Below are 14,241 nucleotides of genomic sequence, written 5' to 3'. Positions count from 1 at the left end.
ATGCGGCATCTTCAAGACCAACACGTGCTGATCCTGGGCCTGGGCGCCTCGGGACTGGCGATGGCGCGCTGGTGCGCGCGCCATGGCGCCAGGCTGACCGTGGCCGACACGCGCGAGGCGCCGCCGCAGCGCGATGCGCTGCTTGCCGAGCTGCCCGAAGCGGATTTTGTCGGCGGGCCGTTCTCGGCCGCACTGGTCGAAGGCACGTCGGTGCGCGCCGTCTATCGCTCGCCGGGCCTGTCGCCGGCTTCGATCGCGGTGGTGGTCGATGCGGCACGCGCCATGGGCCTTCCCGTGGGCGGCGAGCTCGATCTGTTCGCGCAGGCGCTGGCGGACCTGCGCACCGTGGAAGCTGCCGACGCAGTTGATGCGCCGGTGGAAGAGGCCGAGCCGGCGCCGGTGTCGCCGCCGCAGGAGCAGGAAGCCGAATCCGCCGCTATCGAAGACGACGACGACGACGCCGCCGAAGCGCCGACCCCGATCCTCGTGCCCGTCCCGCCGGCGCCCCAGGGCTACACGCCGGCGGTGCTGGCCGTGACCGGCACCAATGGCAAGACGACGGTCACCGCGCTCGCCGGCCAACTGGTGGAACGCGCCGGCAAGACGGTCGCGGTGGCCGGCAACATCGGCCCCACCTTGCTCGACACGCTGGCCGCGCACCTCGACGCCGGCACGCTGCCCGAGGTGTGGGTGCTCGAGCTCTCGAGCTTCCAGCTCGACGGCGTGCAGGGCTTCGAGCCGACCGCGGCCGCGGTGCTCAACCTGACGCAGGACCACCTCGACTGGCATGGCGACATGGCTTCTTACGCAGCGGCCAAGGCGCGTATCTTCGGCGCCAAGGGCACCATGGTGCTCAATCGCGAGGACGAGGCGGTGATGGCGATGCGGCCCGCGCCGGTGAAGCTGGCGAAGGGCCAGTCGCCGCGCAGCATCGTCACGTTCGGCGCCGGCATGCCGCTGCGTCCCGGCGACTACGGGCTCGAACGGCTGAATGGAATGCCCTGGCTGGTGCGCGCGCTGGAAGCCGACGAGACGCAGAAGCGCAAGCGCGGCGCCGCGGCCGAAGAGGAAGAGATCCACATCCAGCGCCTGATGCCGGCCGATGCGCTGCGCATCCGCGGCCGGCACAACGCCCTCAACGCCCTGGCGGCGCTCGCGCTCGCCGCCGCGGCCGGCTGCCAGCTCGCGCCCATGCTCTACGGCCTGCGCGAATACCGTGGCGAGCCGCATCGGGTCGAGCCGGTCATGATCGTCGACGAGGTCGAGTATTTCGATGACAGCAAGGGCACCAACGTGGGCGCGACGGTCGCGGCCCTGATCGGGCTGGGCGAAGAGCGCCGCCTGGTCGTGATCCTCGGCGGCGAGGGCAAGGGCCAGGACTTCGCGCCGCTCGCGGAACCGGTGCGCCAGTACGTGCGCGCCGTGGTGCTGATCGGCCGCGACGCGCCGCTGATCGAGGCGGCGCTGGCATCGACCGGCGTGCCGCTGCTGCCCGCCGCCTCGCTGCCCGAGGCCGTGACGCTGGCCGCCGGCCGCGCGCATCCCGGCGATGCCGTGCTGCTGTCGCCGGCCTGCGCGAGCTTCGACATGTTCAAGGACTACGAACACCGCGCGACGGTGTTCTGCGAGGCGGTGCAGGAACTCGCCGAGGCACCGCGTGGCACCGGCGGGGAGGAGCTCGCATGAGCACGACCGCCGCAGCCACCCCCAACAAGACGAGCCGCTTCGCCGGCTGGTTCAGCCGCGCCACGAGCGGCATCGACGCGCTGCCCATGCACCTGCCGGTGCGTCTCGGCAATGCCGGGATGACGCAGACCAAGGCGGCGCCGGTGCGTGTGCTGGGCTTCGACCAGGCGCTGGTCTGGGTCACGGTCGCCTTGCTCGCCTGGGGCCTGGTGATGGTCTATTCGGCCTCCATCGCATTGCCGGACAACCCGCGCTTCGCGCGCCAGGGCTACGGCCCGGCCTTCTTCCTCACGCGCCATGCGGCCTCGGTGGTGATCGCCTTCATCGCCGCGCTCTTGGCCTTTCAGATCCCGATGGCGATCTGGGAGCGCGCGGCGCCCTGGCTCTTCGTCGCCTCGCTGCTGCTGCTGGTCGCGGTGCTGATTCCGCACATCGGCATCAACGTCAACGGTGCGCGCCGCTGGCTGCCAATGGGCTTCATGCGCTTCCAGCCTTCCGAGCTGGCCAAGCTCGCGATGATCCTCTACGCCGCCAGCTACATGGTGCGCAAGATGGAAATCAAGGAGCGCTTCTTCCGCGCCGTGCTGCCGATGGGCATCGCGGTGGTGGTGGTCGGCATGCTGGTGATGGCGGAGCCCGACATGGGCGCCTTCATGGTGATCGCGGTGATCGCGATGGGCATCCTGTTCCTCGGCGGCGTCAACGCGCGCATGTTCTTCGTGATCGCCGCGCTGGTGGTCGTCGCGTTCGGCACCATCGTGGCCACCAGTCCGTGGCGGCGCGAGCGCATCTTCGCCTACCTCGATCCGTGGAGCGAAGAGCATGCGCTGGGCAAGGGCTATCAGCTGTCGCATTCGCTGATCGCGATCGGCCGCGGCGAGATCTTCGGCGTCGGCCTCGGTGGCAGCGTCGAGAAGCTGCACTGGCTGCCCGAGGCGCACACCGACTTCCTGCTCGCGGTGATCGGCGAGGAGTTCGGCCTGGTCGGCGTGCTGCTCGCGATCGGCCTCTTCCTCTGGCTCACGCGCCGCATCATGCACATCGGCCGCCAGGCGATCGCGCTCGACCGCGTGTTCTCCGGACTCGTGGCGCAGGGCGTCGGCATCTGGATCGGTTTCCAGGCCTTCATCAACATGGGCGTGAACCTGGGTGCGCTGCCGACCAAGGGGCTGACCTTGCCGCTGATGAGCTTCGGGGGCTCGGCCATCCTGATGAACGTAGTCGCGCTCGCGATCGTGCTGCGCATCGACTATGAGAACCGGGTTCTCATGCGCGGAGGCCGCGTATGAGCAGGACGGCACTGGTCATGGCGGGCGGCACGGGCGGGCATATCTTCCCGGGACTGGCCGTGGCCGAGGCCCTGCGCGAGCGCGGCTGGCGCGTGCACTGGCTGGGCGCGCCCGGCAGCATGGAAGAAAAGCTGGTGCCGCCGCGCGGCTTCGCCTTCGAGCCGGTGCATTTCGGCGGCGTGCGCGGCAAGGGGCCGATCACGCTGTTCCTGCTGCCGATGCGCCTCTTGCGCGCGTTTTTGCAGAGCATCGCCGTCGTTCGCCGCGTCAAGCCCGATGTGGTGGTTGGCCTCGGCGGCTACATCACCTTTCCGGGCGGCATGATGAGCGTGCTGCTCAACAAGCCGCTGGTGCTGCACGAGCAGAACTCGGTCGCCGGGCTCGCCAACAAGGTGCTTGCCAGCGTCGCGGACCGCGTCTTCACCGCGTTCCCGAACGTGATGAAGAAAGCCCAGTGGGTCGGCAACCCGCTGCGCGCGGCCTTCACTTCGCAGCCCGACCCGGCCACGCGCTTCGCGGGCCGCAGCGGTCCGCTCAAGCTGCTGGTCGTCGGCGGCAGCCTGGGCGCGAAGGCGCTCAACGCCGTCGTGCCGAAGGCGCTCGCGCGCATCGCACCCGAGCAGCGTCCGACGGTCACGCACCAGAGCGGCGCCAAGCAGATCGACGAGCTGCGCGCCAACTATGCGGCTGCCGGCGTCGAAGGCGAGCTCACCCCTTTCATCGAAGACACCGCAAGCGCCTATGCCGACGCCGACCTGATCGTCGCGCGCGCCGGCGCGAGCACCGTCACCGAAATCGCGGCCGTCGGCGCAGCAGCGCTGTTCGTGCCATTTCCATCCGCCGTGGACGACCACCAGACCACCAATGCGCGCTTTCTTGTCGACGCAGGCGGCGGCTGGCTCGTTCAGCAAACCGAATTGACTCCCGAATTGTTGGCCGACTTGCTACAGAAAACCGGGCGCCCTGCGCTCATGGAACGCGCCGTGAAGGCCAAGACGATGCAGAAAACCGAGGCGGTCAACGTGCTCGTGCAGGCCTGTGAGGAGCTTGTCAAATGAAGCACGCAATTCGTCATATCCACTTCGTCGGTATCGGCGGCTCCGGCATGAGCGGCATCGCCGAGGTGTTGTTCAACCTGGGCTACAAGATCACCGGCTCCGACCTGGCCGACAGCGCGACGCTCAAGCGGCTCGCGGGGCTGGGCATCACCACCTTCGTGGGCCACGACGCGGCGAACATCGCGGGCGCCGACGCGGTCGTGACTTCCACCGCCGTGAATGCCGACAACCCCGAGGTGGTCGCCGCGCGCGAGAAGCGCATCCCTGTCGTGCCGCGGGCGCTGATGCTGGCCGAGCTGATGCGGCTCAAGCAGGGCATCGCGATCGCCGGCACGCACGGCAAGACCACGACGACCAGCCTGGTCGCGAGCGTGCTCGCGGCGGCAGGGCTCGATCCGACCTTCGTCATCGGCGGCCGGCTCAACAGCGCGGGCGCCAATGCGCAGCTCGGCAGCGGCGACTACATCGTGGTCGAGGCCGACGAGTCGGACGCTTCCTTCCTGAACCTGCTGCCGGTGATGGCGGTGGTCACGAACATCGATGCCGACCACATGGAGACCTACGGGCACGACTTCGCGAAGCTCAAGAAAGCTTTCGTCGATTTCCTGCATCGCATGCCTTTCTATGGCACGGCGATCCTCTGCACCGACGATCCGGCGGTGCGCGAGATCGTGACCGAGGTGTCCTGCCCGGTCACCAGCTACGGCTTCAGCGAGGACGCGCAGGTGCGTGCGGTCAACGTGCGCGCGGTCGGCGCGCAGATGCACTTCACCGCGCAGCGGCGCAACGGCGTTACGCTGCCGGACCTGGACATCGTGCTGAACCTGCCCGGCGAGCACAACGTGCGCAATGCGCTGTCAGTGATCGCGGTGGCGGTCGAGCTCAACGTGCCCGACGAGGCGGTGCAGCGCGGCCTGGCCGACTTCAAGGGCGTGGGCCGGCGCTTCCAGCGCTACGGCGAGGTCAAGCTGCCGCACGCACACGGGCCCGGCAGCTTCACGCTGATCGACGATTACGGCCACCACCCGGTCGAGATGGCGGCCACCATCGCCGCCGCGCGCGGCGCTTTCCCGGGGCGGCGCCTGGTGCTGGCTTTCCAGCCGCACCGCTTCACGCGCACGCGCGACTGCTTCGAGGATTTCGTCAAGGTCATCGGCGCGGCCGACGCGGTGCTGCTGGGCGAGGTCTATGCCGCCGGCGAAGCGCCGATCGTGGCCGCCGACGGCCGCTCGCTGGCACGCGCGCTGCGCGTGGCGGGCAAAGTGGAGCCGGTGTTCGTCGACGAGATCGCGGACATGCCGCAGGCCATCCTCGACAACGCGCGCGAGGGCGACGTGGTGATCTGCATGGGTGCGGGCTCGATCGGCGCCGTGCCCGCCAAGGTGGTCGAGCTCGGCGGCGCGGCCTCTTCCAAGAAATCGGAGCGCTTCACGCGCGAAGGGAGAGCACTGTGAAGCCGCAGGACTTCGGCAAGGTGGCCGTGCTTTTCGGCGGCACGTCGGCCGAACGCGAGATTTCCATCATGTCGGGCACCGGCGTGCTGGAGGCACTGCGCTCGCGCGGCGTCGACGCCCACGCCTTCGATCCGGCCGAGCGCGAGCTGGTCGAGCTCAAGCATGAAGGCTTCGCACGCTGCTTCGTCGTGCTGCATGGCCGACACGGCGAGGACGGCACGGTGCAGGGCGCGCTGGAACTGCTCGGCATTCCCTACACCGGCTCCGGCGTGATGGCCTCGAGCGTGGCGATGGACAAGGTCATGACCAAGCGCATCTGGCAGGCCGACGGCCTGCCGACGCCGCGCTATGTGCGCCTGGCCTTCGACCAGCAGAGCCGCGAGCAGGTGCTGGCCGTGCCCGACGTGCTGGGGCTGCCGCTGATCGTGAAGCCGCCGCGCGAGGGTTCCTCCATCGGCGTGACCAAGGTCGAGGGTTACTCGCAGATGCAGGACGCCGTGACGCTGGCCGTCGGCTACGACACCGACGTGCTCTGCGAGGAGTTCATCGAGGGCGAGGAAGTCACCTGCGCCGTGCTCGGCGGCGGCCTCGGCGCCGTGGCGCTGCCAGTGGTGCGCATCGCCGCGCCCGAGGGCGCCTACGACTACCAGAACAAGTACTTCACCGACGACGTGAAGTACCACTGCCCGAGCGGCCTGCCCGATGCGGAGGAGCAGGAGATCCGGCGCATCACGCTGGCGGCCTACCACCAGCTCGGCTGCCGCGGCTGGGGCCGCGCCGACCTGATGATCCGCGCCAGCGACCGCAAGCCCTTCCTACTGGAGATGAACACCTCGCCCGGCATGACCACCCATTCGCTGGTGCCCATGTCGGCGCGCGCGGCCGGCATCTCCTACGAGGACCTGTGCCTGCGCGTGCTGGCATCGGCCACCCTGGACTCGAAAGCGGAGGTCTGATGAGCACTGCACGGCCGCCCGAAAGTGCTCGCCCCCTCGCTTGCGGGGGGGGTGGCGCAGCCGCGCAGCGGCGCAGCCTGGGGGAGATCTAGATGGCTGCCAGCATCCCCGTGCCCTTCGACGTCAAGCTCATGAACGTGACCGCGACCCTGGTGTACGCGTTGTTCGCGCTCGTGTTGCTGGCGGCGGGCGCATGGTGGGTGCTGCGCCAGCCCTTCTTCCCGCTGGCCGGCATCAAGGTCGACGGCGAGGTCACGCACAACAACGCGGTCACGTTGCGCGCCAACGTCGCGCCGCAGCTGGCGGGCAACTTCTTCACGGTCGACCTGGCGCGCGCGCGTGTCGCCTTCGAGGCCGTACCCTGGGTGCGCAAGGCGGTGGTGCGGCGCGAGTTCCCGAACAAGCTGCGCGCCACCCTCACCGAGCATGTGCCGGTGGCGCACTGGGGCGATGAGGCGCAATCGCGCCTCATCAACGGCTTCGGCGAAGTGTTCGAGGCCAACGTGGCCGAGGTCGACGACAGCCTGCCGCGGCTGGACGGGCCGACCGAGCAGTCCGGCCAGGTGCTGGGCATGTACCGCGTGCTGCAGCCGCTGTTTGCGCCCTACGAGCTGTCGCTCGACGCGCTCACGCTGTCGAGCCGCGGCAGCTGGCGCGCGGTGCTGGACACCGGCGCCGCGATCGAACTCGGCCGCGGGCGGAGCGAGGAAGTGGCGGCGCGCACGCAGCGTTTTCTGGTCACGGTGGCGCCGGTCGCGCGGCAGTACGGGCGCACGGTCGCTTCGGTCGAGGGCGCCGACCTGCGGCACAACGAAGGCTACGCGCTGCGCTTGCGCGGTGTCACCACGGTCGTCACCGACCCCAAGAAGAAATAGGAACTGAGGAAGCTTCATGTCCAAGGAATACAAAGACCTGGTTGTCGGACTCGACATCGGCACCGCCAAGGTGATGGCGGTGGTGGCCGAAGTGCTGCCCAACGGCGAGCTCAAGCTGGCCGGGCTCGGCATTGCGCCCAGCAACGGGCTCAAGCGCGGCGTGGTGGTGAACATCGACGCCACCGTGCAGAGCATCCAGCAGGCGCTCAAGGAAGCCGAGCTGATGGCCGACTGCAAGATCAGCCGCGTCTACACCGGCATCACCGGCAGCCACATCCGCGGCATCAACTCGAGCGGCATGGTCGCGGTCAAGGACAAGGAAGTCACGCAGGCGGACGTGGCCCGCGTGGTGGAGACGGCGCGCGCGATCAACATCTCGAGCGACCAGCGCCTGCTCTTGGTGGAGCCGCAGGAGTTCGTGATCGACGGCCAGGACGTGAAGGAGCCGATCGGCATGAGCGGCATGCGTCTCGAGGCCAAGGTGCACATCGTCACCGGCGCCCAGAGCGCGGCCGAGAACATCATCAAGTGCGTGCGCCGCTGCGGCCTGGAGGTCGACCAGCTGATGCTGAACCCGCTGGCCTCCAGCCAGGCGGTGCTGACCGAGGACGAGCGCGAGCTGGGCGTGGTGCTGGTCGATATCGGCGCCGGCACCACTGACGTCGCGATCTTCACCAATGGTGCGATCCGCCACACGGCGGTGATCCCGATCGCCGGCGACCTGATCACCAGCGACATCGCGATGGCGCTGCGCACGCCGACCAAGGACGCCGAGGACATCAAGGTCGAGAACGGCTATGCCAAGCAGCTATTGGCCGATCCGGACACGCAGGTCGAGGTGCCCGGCCTGGGCGACCGCGGGCCGCGCATGCTGAGCAAGCAGGCGCTGGCCGGCGTGATCGAGCCGCGGGTGGAAGAGATCTTCTCGCTGGTGCAGCAGGTGGTGCGCGAGTCGGGCTACGAAGAGGTGCTCTCCTCGGGCGTGGTGCTGACCGGCGGCAGCGCCGTGATGCCCGGCATGGTCGAGCTCGGCGAAGACATCTTCCTGAAGCCGGTGCGGCGCGGCATCCCGAAGTATTCGAGCGCGTTGTCGGACATGGTGGCGCAGCCGCGCGCCGCGACCGTGATGGGCCTGCTCGAGGAGGCGCGCTATGCGCGGCTGCGCGGCTTCAAGGTGGCGCAGAAGAACGGCTCTGTCAAGACGGCCTTCGGACGCTTCAAGGACTTCATCGTGGGGAACTTCTGATCATGAACTTCTACCCACTTTGGTTGGCACGCGGAAGTCCTCAACGTCATTTCAACGAGCGATGGCGACGAACCGGCCCACCGCTCGATCGTTGACGGTTCCCTAGAAAAAATTCACTCATACATACACGGCAACTGCAAATATCCAAGGAGTCAGAAATGGCCATCGAAATGATCGAAATCGAAGAGTTCAACCTAGGCACGCAGATCAAGGTGATCGGCGTCGGCGGCGGCGGCGGCAATGCGGTCGCGCACATGATGGAGCGCGGCGTGCAGGGCGTTCAGTTCGTCTGCGCCAACACCGACGCGCAGGCGCTCTCGCGCAGCAACGCGCACAAGACCATCCAGCTCGGTACCAACGGGCTGGGCGCCGGCAGCAAGCCCGAGAAGGGGCGCGATGCCGCGGAAGCCGCGATCGACGACATCCGCGAAGCCATCGCCGGCGCGCACATGCTGTTCATCACGGCCGGCATGGGCGGCGGCACCGGCACCGGCGCGGCGCCGGTGATCGCGCGCGTGGCCAAGGAGATGGGCATTCTCACCGTGGGCGTGGTGACCAAGCCCTTCGACTGGGAAGGCGGCCGCCGCATGACCAACGCCGATGCCGGCCTGGCCGAGCTCGAGGCGAATGTCGATTCGCTGATCGTGGTGCTCAATGAGAAGCTGCTCGACGTGCTGGGCGAGGACGTCACGCAGGACGAGGCCTTTGCGCATGCCAACGACGTGCTCAAGAACGCGGTCGGCGGCATCTCGGAAATCATCAACGAGTACGGCGGCGTGAACGTCGACTTCGAAGACGTGCGCACCGTGATGGGCGAGCCCGGCAAGGCCATGATGGGCACCGCCGCGGCCGCCGGCCCGGACCGCGCGCGCATCGCCGCCGAACAGGCCGTGGCCTGCCCGCTGCTCGAAGGCATCGACCTCTCGGGCGCCAAGGGCGTGCTGGTGCTGGTGACGGCGTCGAAGTCCTCGTTGAAGCTCAGCGAATCGAAGCTCGCGATGAACACCATCCGTGCCTACGCTTCGCCGGACGCGCACGTGATCTACGGCGCTGCCTACGACGACAACCTGGGCGACGAGATGCGCGTGACCGTGGTCGCGACCGGCCTCTCGCGCGCGGATGCGCGCCGCCAGGCGCCGACGCTGGAAGTGATCCGCACCGGCACCGACAACATCCCGTTCAACGTGCCGACGCTCGGCGGCGCGGGCCACGGGCATGCGAGCGGCCAGCCCAACTACGACGGCATGGCGGTGCCCAGCGTGTGGCGCACCAACCGCACCATGGCCGCTGCCAAAGTGGATGCGCTGTCCTCGGGTGGGATGGATGATTTCGAGATCCCGGCCTTTCTCCGCCGCCAGGCCGATTGACCGTCCCAGATGGCAGCTATCACGGACATAGCGAGGCGCACGGCACGCCGGGCGCCTCGCCCTCCTAAAATCGCTGCCGTGCTCCAACAACGTACCCTCAAATCCATCACCCGCGCGGTCGGCGTGGGGCTGCACAGCGGGCAGCGCGTGGAACTCACGCTCAGGCCGGCGCCCATCGATGCCGGCATCGTGTTCCGCCGCGTCGACCTGCCGGAACCGGTCGAGATCGCGATGACGGCCGAGGCCGTCACCGACACGCGGCTCGCGTCCACCGTGTCGTCCAAGGGTGCCAAGGTCCAGACCGTCGAGCACCTGATGTCGGCCTGCGCGGGCCTCGGCATCGACAACCTCCTGATCGACATCACCGCCGACGAGGTGCCGATCCTCGACGGCTCGGCATCGTCCTTCGTGTTCCTGCTGCAAAGCGCGGGCATCGAGCTGCAGAAGGCGCCGCGCCGCTTCATCCGCGTCACCAAGCCGGTCGAGGTGCGCGAAGGCGAGGGGGCCGATACCAAGTGGGCGCGGCTTTCGCCCTACCACGGCTACAAGCTCAGCTTCGAGATCGACTTCGATCATCGCGTGGTCAATTCGACCGGCCAGCGCGTCGAGTTCGACCTGGGGTCGGGCTCGTACAGCCGCGACATCGCACGCGCGCGCACCTTCGGCTTCACCAAGGAGGTCGAGTACATGCGCTCCAAGGGCCTGGCGCTCGGCGGCGGGCTCGACAACGCGATCGTGATGGACGACACCAAGGTGCTGAATGCGGGCGGACTGCGCTACGACGACGAGTTCGTCAAGCACAAGATTCTGGACGCCATGGGCGACCTCTACGTCATCGGCCGGCCGCTGCTCGCGGCCTACAGCGCGTTCCGCTCGGGCCACGCGCTCAACAACAAGCTGCTGCGCGAACTGCTCGCGCACGAAGACGCCTACGAGATCGTCACTTTCGACGACCAGAGTCGCGCGCCGGCTGGCTTCGCCGAAGTCGCGCGCGCCTGGTAGCGCGGGGCCTTCCAGACGATGCTGCTGTTTCGCTGGGCCATCCTGCTGCTTCTGCTGGTGGCCGGCATCTCTTTCGCCTTCTTCGCCGGCACCGGCCAGCCCAAGTACAAGCGCTTCGGCTGGATCGTGCTCAAGTGGACGCTGTTCGCGGCCTTCGGCTTCTTCGCGGTGCTGATCGCGGAGCGCGTGGTTTGACCTGATATCCTTACCTTTTGGTAAGGAAGGTTAGTATGCAAACCACCCTGACATCAAAGGGCCAGATGACGCTGCCAAGTGCCGCCAGGGCGCGGCTAGGCCTGGAGGCAGGCGATCGGCTTCTGGTGACGGTGGTGGACGACGACACCATCGTTCTGAAAAGGCCGACACCAACGCCTGTCAAGGCGCTGCGGGGTCTGCTGGCGCGGCCCAAGCGGGCGCTGACCGTCGAAGAGATGGACGTTGGGGTTGCAGCCCACCTGGGCGAGAAACATCGCCCCGGCACGGCGAAGTGATCGCGCTCGATACCAACCTGTTGGTGAGGCTCCTCACCAACGACGATGCGCGGCAGGCGGCCAAAGCCGAAGCTTGGCTTCGCGACAACGCCAGCGCGCGTTCACCGGCTTACGTCGATCACGGCGTTCTTTGCGAGCTGAGTTGGGTCTTGGAGCGCAGCTATGGCTACGCGCGTGATGCTGTTCACCAAGCCATGAGCGCATTGCTGAACCATGATCAACTCAAGGTCGAATCACCGGGCCTGGTTCGGCAGGCGCTTGGCCTGTACGAAGCTGGTCCGGCCGACTTTTCGGACTACCTGCTGGCCGTGCGTGCGCAGGCCGCCGGCTACGCGCCGGTGCTGACCTTCGATAAGAAGGCGGCCAAAACACCAACGCATCGGTTGCTGCGCTGACGCGCCCGAATCAGCGCGTGCGCCCCTGCCTGTACATCCCGTTGGTGCTGCGTGCGAGCACCGCGGCCTGGCCGAGTCGGGCCATCGAGCTGCCGACATGGGCGTGCGTGATCGCGATGCCGAGCGCATCGGCCGCGTCGCTGCCGGGCAGGCCGGGTAGTTGCAGCAAGCGCTTGACCATCTCCTGCACCTGCGCCTTCGCGGCCTTGCCGTGGCCCGCGACCGCCTGCTTCATCTGCAGCGCGGTGTATTCGGCGACCGACAGGTTGCTCGTCACCAGCGCCGTGAGGCAGGCGCCGCGCGCCTGCCCGAGCAGCAGGGTCGATTGCGGATTGACGTTGACGAACACGATCTCCACCGCTGCTGCATCGGGCTTGTAGCGCTCGACGACTTCGCAGATGCCGTCGAACAGCACCTTCAGCCGGGCCGGCAGCTCGCCCTGCGCGACGCGCTTGGTGCTGATGGTGCCGCTCGCGACATAGCGCAGCGTGTGGCCGTCCATGTCCACCACGCCGAAGCCGGTGGTCTGCAAGCCGGGGTCGATGCCGAGGATGCGCATGCGAGCCTTATGCGCCGAAATACCAGCGCACCGAATGGAAGAACACGGGTGCCGCGAAGCAGAGCGCATCGACGCGGTCCAGCAGGCCGTTGGCGCCCGTCACGCCGACGCCGCGTTGCCCCCAGTTGGGAATGCCGCGGTCACGCTTGAGCGCCTTCATCACGAGGTGGCCCATCGAGCCGGCGACGCAGGCGATCAGCGACACCGCGAGCGCCTGGGCGAACTTGAAGGGCGTGATGAAGGAGAACAGCGCGCCGACCAGGCTCGCGATGCCCATGCCGATCGCCCAGCTGGTCCAGTTGAAGCTGCGGCTCACGTGGGGTGCGACGGGTTCCTGCCGGAACAGCCAGTGCCCGAGCTTGCCGAGCCGGGCCTTGGCCTGTTCCTCGGGCGCCGGTGCGGAAGCATCCCCGGGCATGGTGCTGCGCCGCGAGATCAGATGCTGCGTCAGCACGCAGGTCTGGACCACGAACACCAGGAAGAACACGAGGAAGGCGCTCTTGCCCTCGTAGCCCGGAAAGGACAGCAGGAGCAGCGCCGGCACATGGCTCATGCCGTAGACGCAGACCATGATGCCCCACTGCAGCTTGGCGTTGCGTTCCAGGAAGTGGTTGGGGTCGTCGGCCAGCGCGCTCACCACGGGAATCGCGATGAACACATAGACCGGGATGAACACGGTGAACAGGTCGAAGTGCGCGGTTGCGACCAGCCAGAACTGGATCGGCAGTACGACGAAGAAGGCCAGGATCAGGCTGCGATGGTCGCCGCGCCGCGTCGGTGACAGCGTGATGAACTCGCGCAGCGCGAAGAAAGAGATCAGCGCGAACAGCACGGTGGCGACCGTTTCGCCCAGCGCCCAGCCGATCCAGAAGATCACCACCATGACCCAGGTGGTGCGCAGCAGGGTGAGGAAGTGCAGCAGTTCGCGTTGCCAGGTCTCGTCGTGCACCGGGTTGCGGCGCTCCCTGAAGGTCAGCAGGAAGGCCACGGTGCTGACGATGACGAGCAGGCCGAAGACGATCAGGAACAGGGCCGCGACCTGGTGGTTCGGCGCGAGATGGCGCAGGTATTCGTTCATACGTAGCGCAGCGCGACGACCGCTTCGCGCGCCCGATCGAGGAAGGGCCGGCGCTCTTCACCTTCTTCGAGGCGAACCGGCTCGCCGAAAGTGACCGAGCAAAGAATGGGCACCGGCACGACCTCGCCCTTGGGCATCACGCGCTGCACGTTGTCGATCCAGGCCGGCACCAGCACCGCCTCCGGGAACATCTGGGCCAGCGCGAAGAGGCCCGACTTGAACTTCTGCGGCTCGCCCGTGTGGCCGCGCGTGCCCTCGGGAAAGATGATGATCGAGTCGCCGCTCTGCAGCGCCTCGATCAGGGGCTGCAGCGGCGCGAGGGCTTCGGCGCTGCCGGGCACTACCGCAGCCGCCGGTTCCGCGATCTCGGCCGCCGGCGGCGCGAGCGGCAGTTCCGTTTGCACCACCCCGTCGAACGAGGGCTCGATGCGCTCCGCGGGCCCTGGCGCCGCGGTGGGCGGCGGAACCGGCGCGCTGCCGCCACGCTCCACATAGATCGCATTGAACACTTCGGTCGTGATCCAGCGCTTGAAGGGCGTCGTGGCCCAGTAGTCGCGCGCCGCGATCGGCCGCGTGATGCTGCGCAGTTCTTCGGGCAGCGCGGCCCAGATCATCACCAGGTCGAGATGGCTCTGGTGGTTGGCGAAATAGATGCGCTGCTCGGCCTTGGGCGGGCAGCCCCACCAGCGCGCCTGGGCGCCGGTGAGGAGCCGGATCACGACCAGCAGGGCCCACCCCGTGAACTTTGCAAGCATGGCGGCGATGATACGGGCCCGAACCCGTTC

The 14,241-nt window shown here is 68.0% G+C and carries 15 protein-coding genes; 12 read left to right on the top strand and 3 right to left on the bottom strand.

Annotated elements, in window-relative coordinates:
* The 12 genes from murD (at position 1) to ACSQ9I_RS25635 (ending at position 11,819) form a co-directional block, all read left to right on the top strand.
* Entirely contained in the window at positions 1–1,686 is a 1,686-nt protein-coding gene (gene murD / locus ACSQ9I_RS25690; RefSeq protein ID WP_436314948.1) for a UDP-N-acetylmuramoyl-L-alanine--D-glutamate ligase, read from the top strand.
* Positions 1,683–2,975 (top strand): putative lipid II flippase FtsW, encoded by a 1,293-nt coding sequence (gene ftsW, locus ACSQ9I_RS25685; RefSeq protein ID WP_093104016.1) that lies wholly within the window; start codon positions 1,683–1,685, stop codon positions 2,973–2,975. Before murD ends, ftsW begins: the two co-directional genes overlap by 4 nt.
* A complete protein-coding gene (murG, locus tag ACSQ9I_RS25680) occupies positions 2,972–4,033 on the top strand; it encodes an undecaprenyldiphospho-muramoylpentapeptide beta-N-acetylglucosaminyltransferase (protein ID WP_093104017.1) in 1,062 nt (353 codons plus the stop codon). Before ftsW ends, murG begins: the two co-directional genes overlap by 4 nt.
* Positions 4,030–5,487, top strand: a complete 1,458-nt coding sequence (murC, locus tag ACSQ9I_RS25675; RefSeq protein ID WP_436314947.1) for a UDP-N-acetylmuramate--L-alanine ligase — start codon at positions 4,030–4,032, stop codon at positions 5,485–5,487. Before murG ends, murC begins: the two co-directional genes overlap by 4 nt.
* On the top strand, positions 5,484–6,443 hold the full coding sequence (locus ACSQ9I_RS25670) for a D-alanine--D-alanine ligase (protein ID WP_436314946.1): 960 nt from the start codon (positions 5,484–5,486) through the stop codon (positions 6,441–6,443). The genes murC and ACSQ9I_RS25670 overlap by 4 nt, the downstream gene beginning before the upstream one ends.
* Before the next feature lie 92 nt (positions 6,444–6,535).
* Positions 6,536–7,318, top strand: a complete 783-nt coding sequence (locus ACSQ9I_RS25665) for a cell division protein FtsQ/DivIB (protein ID WP_436314945.1) — start codon at positions 6,536–6,538, stop codon at positions 7,316–7,318.
* Positions 7,319–7,334: 16 nt separating this feature from the next.
* Positions 7,335–8,564 (top strand): cell division protein FtsA, encoded by a 1,230-nt coding sequence (ftsA, locus tag ACSQ9I_RS25660; RefSeq protein WP_214697744.1) that lies wholly within the window; start codon positions 7,335–7,337, stop codon positions 8,562–8,564.
* Between the two features lie 158 nt (positions 8,565–8,722).
* Positions 8,723–9,931 carry a cell division protein FtsZ gene (gene ftsZ, locus ACSQ9I_RS25655; RefSeq protein ID WP_093104025.1) on the top strand — a complete coding sequence of 403 codons (1,209 nt, stop codon included), beginning with the start codon at positions 8,723–8,725 and terminating at the stop codon, positions 9,929–9,931.
* A gap of 78 nt (positions 9,932–10,009) precedes the next feature.
* Positions 10,010–10,933 (top strand): UDP-3-O-acyl-N-acetylglucosamine deacetylase, encoded by a 924-nt coding sequence (gene lpxC, locus ACSQ9I_RS25650; protein ID WP_093104026.1) that lies wholly within the window; start codon positions 10,010–10,012, stop codon positions 10,931–10,933.
* Positions 10,934–10,951: 18 nt separating this feature from the next.
* Positions 10,952–11,128, top strand: coding sequence for a hypothetical protein (locus ACSQ9I_RS25645; protein ID WP_170855528.1), 177 nt, complete (start codon positions 10,952–10,954; stop codon positions 11,126–11,128).
* Positions 11,129–11,163: 35 nt separating this feature from the next.
* On the top strand, positions 11,164–11,424 hold the full coding sequence (locus ACSQ9I_RS25640; protein WP_170855529.1) for an AbrB/MazE/SpoVT family DNA-binding domain-containing protein: 261 nt from the start codon (positions 11,164–11,166) through the stop codon (positions 11,422–11,424).
* Entirely contained in the window at positions 11,421–11,819 is a 399-nt protein-coding gene (locus ACSQ9I_RS25635; protein ID WP_436314944.1) for a PIN domain-containing protein, read from the top strand. The genes ACSQ9I_RS25640 and ACSQ9I_RS25635 overlap by 4 nt, the downstream gene beginning before the upstream one ends.
* Before the next feature lie 10 nt (positions 11,820–11,829).
* Here the strand turns inward: ACSQ9I_RS25635 and ruvC are convergent, their stop codons facing one another.
* From ruvC to ACSQ9I_RS25620, 3 genes are read right to left on the bottom strand one after another with little or no spacing between them, the layout of a single operon-like run.
* Positions 11,830–12,378, bottom strand: coding sequence for a crossover junction endodeoxyribonuclease RuvC (gene ruvC / locus ACSQ9I_RS25630; protein ID WP_436314943.1), 549 nt, complete (start codon positions 12,376–12,378; stop codon positions 11,830–11,832).
* Between the two features lie 7 nt (positions 12,379–12,385).
* Positions 12,386–13,456, bottom strand: a complete 1,071-nt coding sequence (locus ACSQ9I_RS25625) for a phosphatidate cytidylyltransferase (RefSeq protein ID WP_436305447.1) — start codon at positions 13,454–13,456, stop codon at positions 12,386–12,388.
* Positions 13,453–14,211: a lysophospholipid acyltransferase family protein gene (locus tag ACSQ9I_RS25620; protein ID WP_436309736.1), complete on the bottom strand. Its 759-nt coding sequence runs from the start codon at positions 14,209–14,211 to the stop codon at positions 13,453–13,455. Before ACSQ9I_RS25620 ends, ACSQ9I_RS25625 begins: the two co-directional genes overlap by 4 nt.
* Positions 14,212–14,241: the final 30 nt, after the last annotated feature.

Origin of the sequence: Variovorax sp. LjRoot84 (assembly GCF_964254305.1) — a bacterium.
In the GTDB taxonomy this organism is placed as follows: Bacteria; Pseudomonadota; Gammaproteobacteria; order Burkholderiales; family Burkholderiaceae_C; genus Variovorax.
This window is presented reverse-complemented; position numbering and strand designations above follow the sequence as displayed.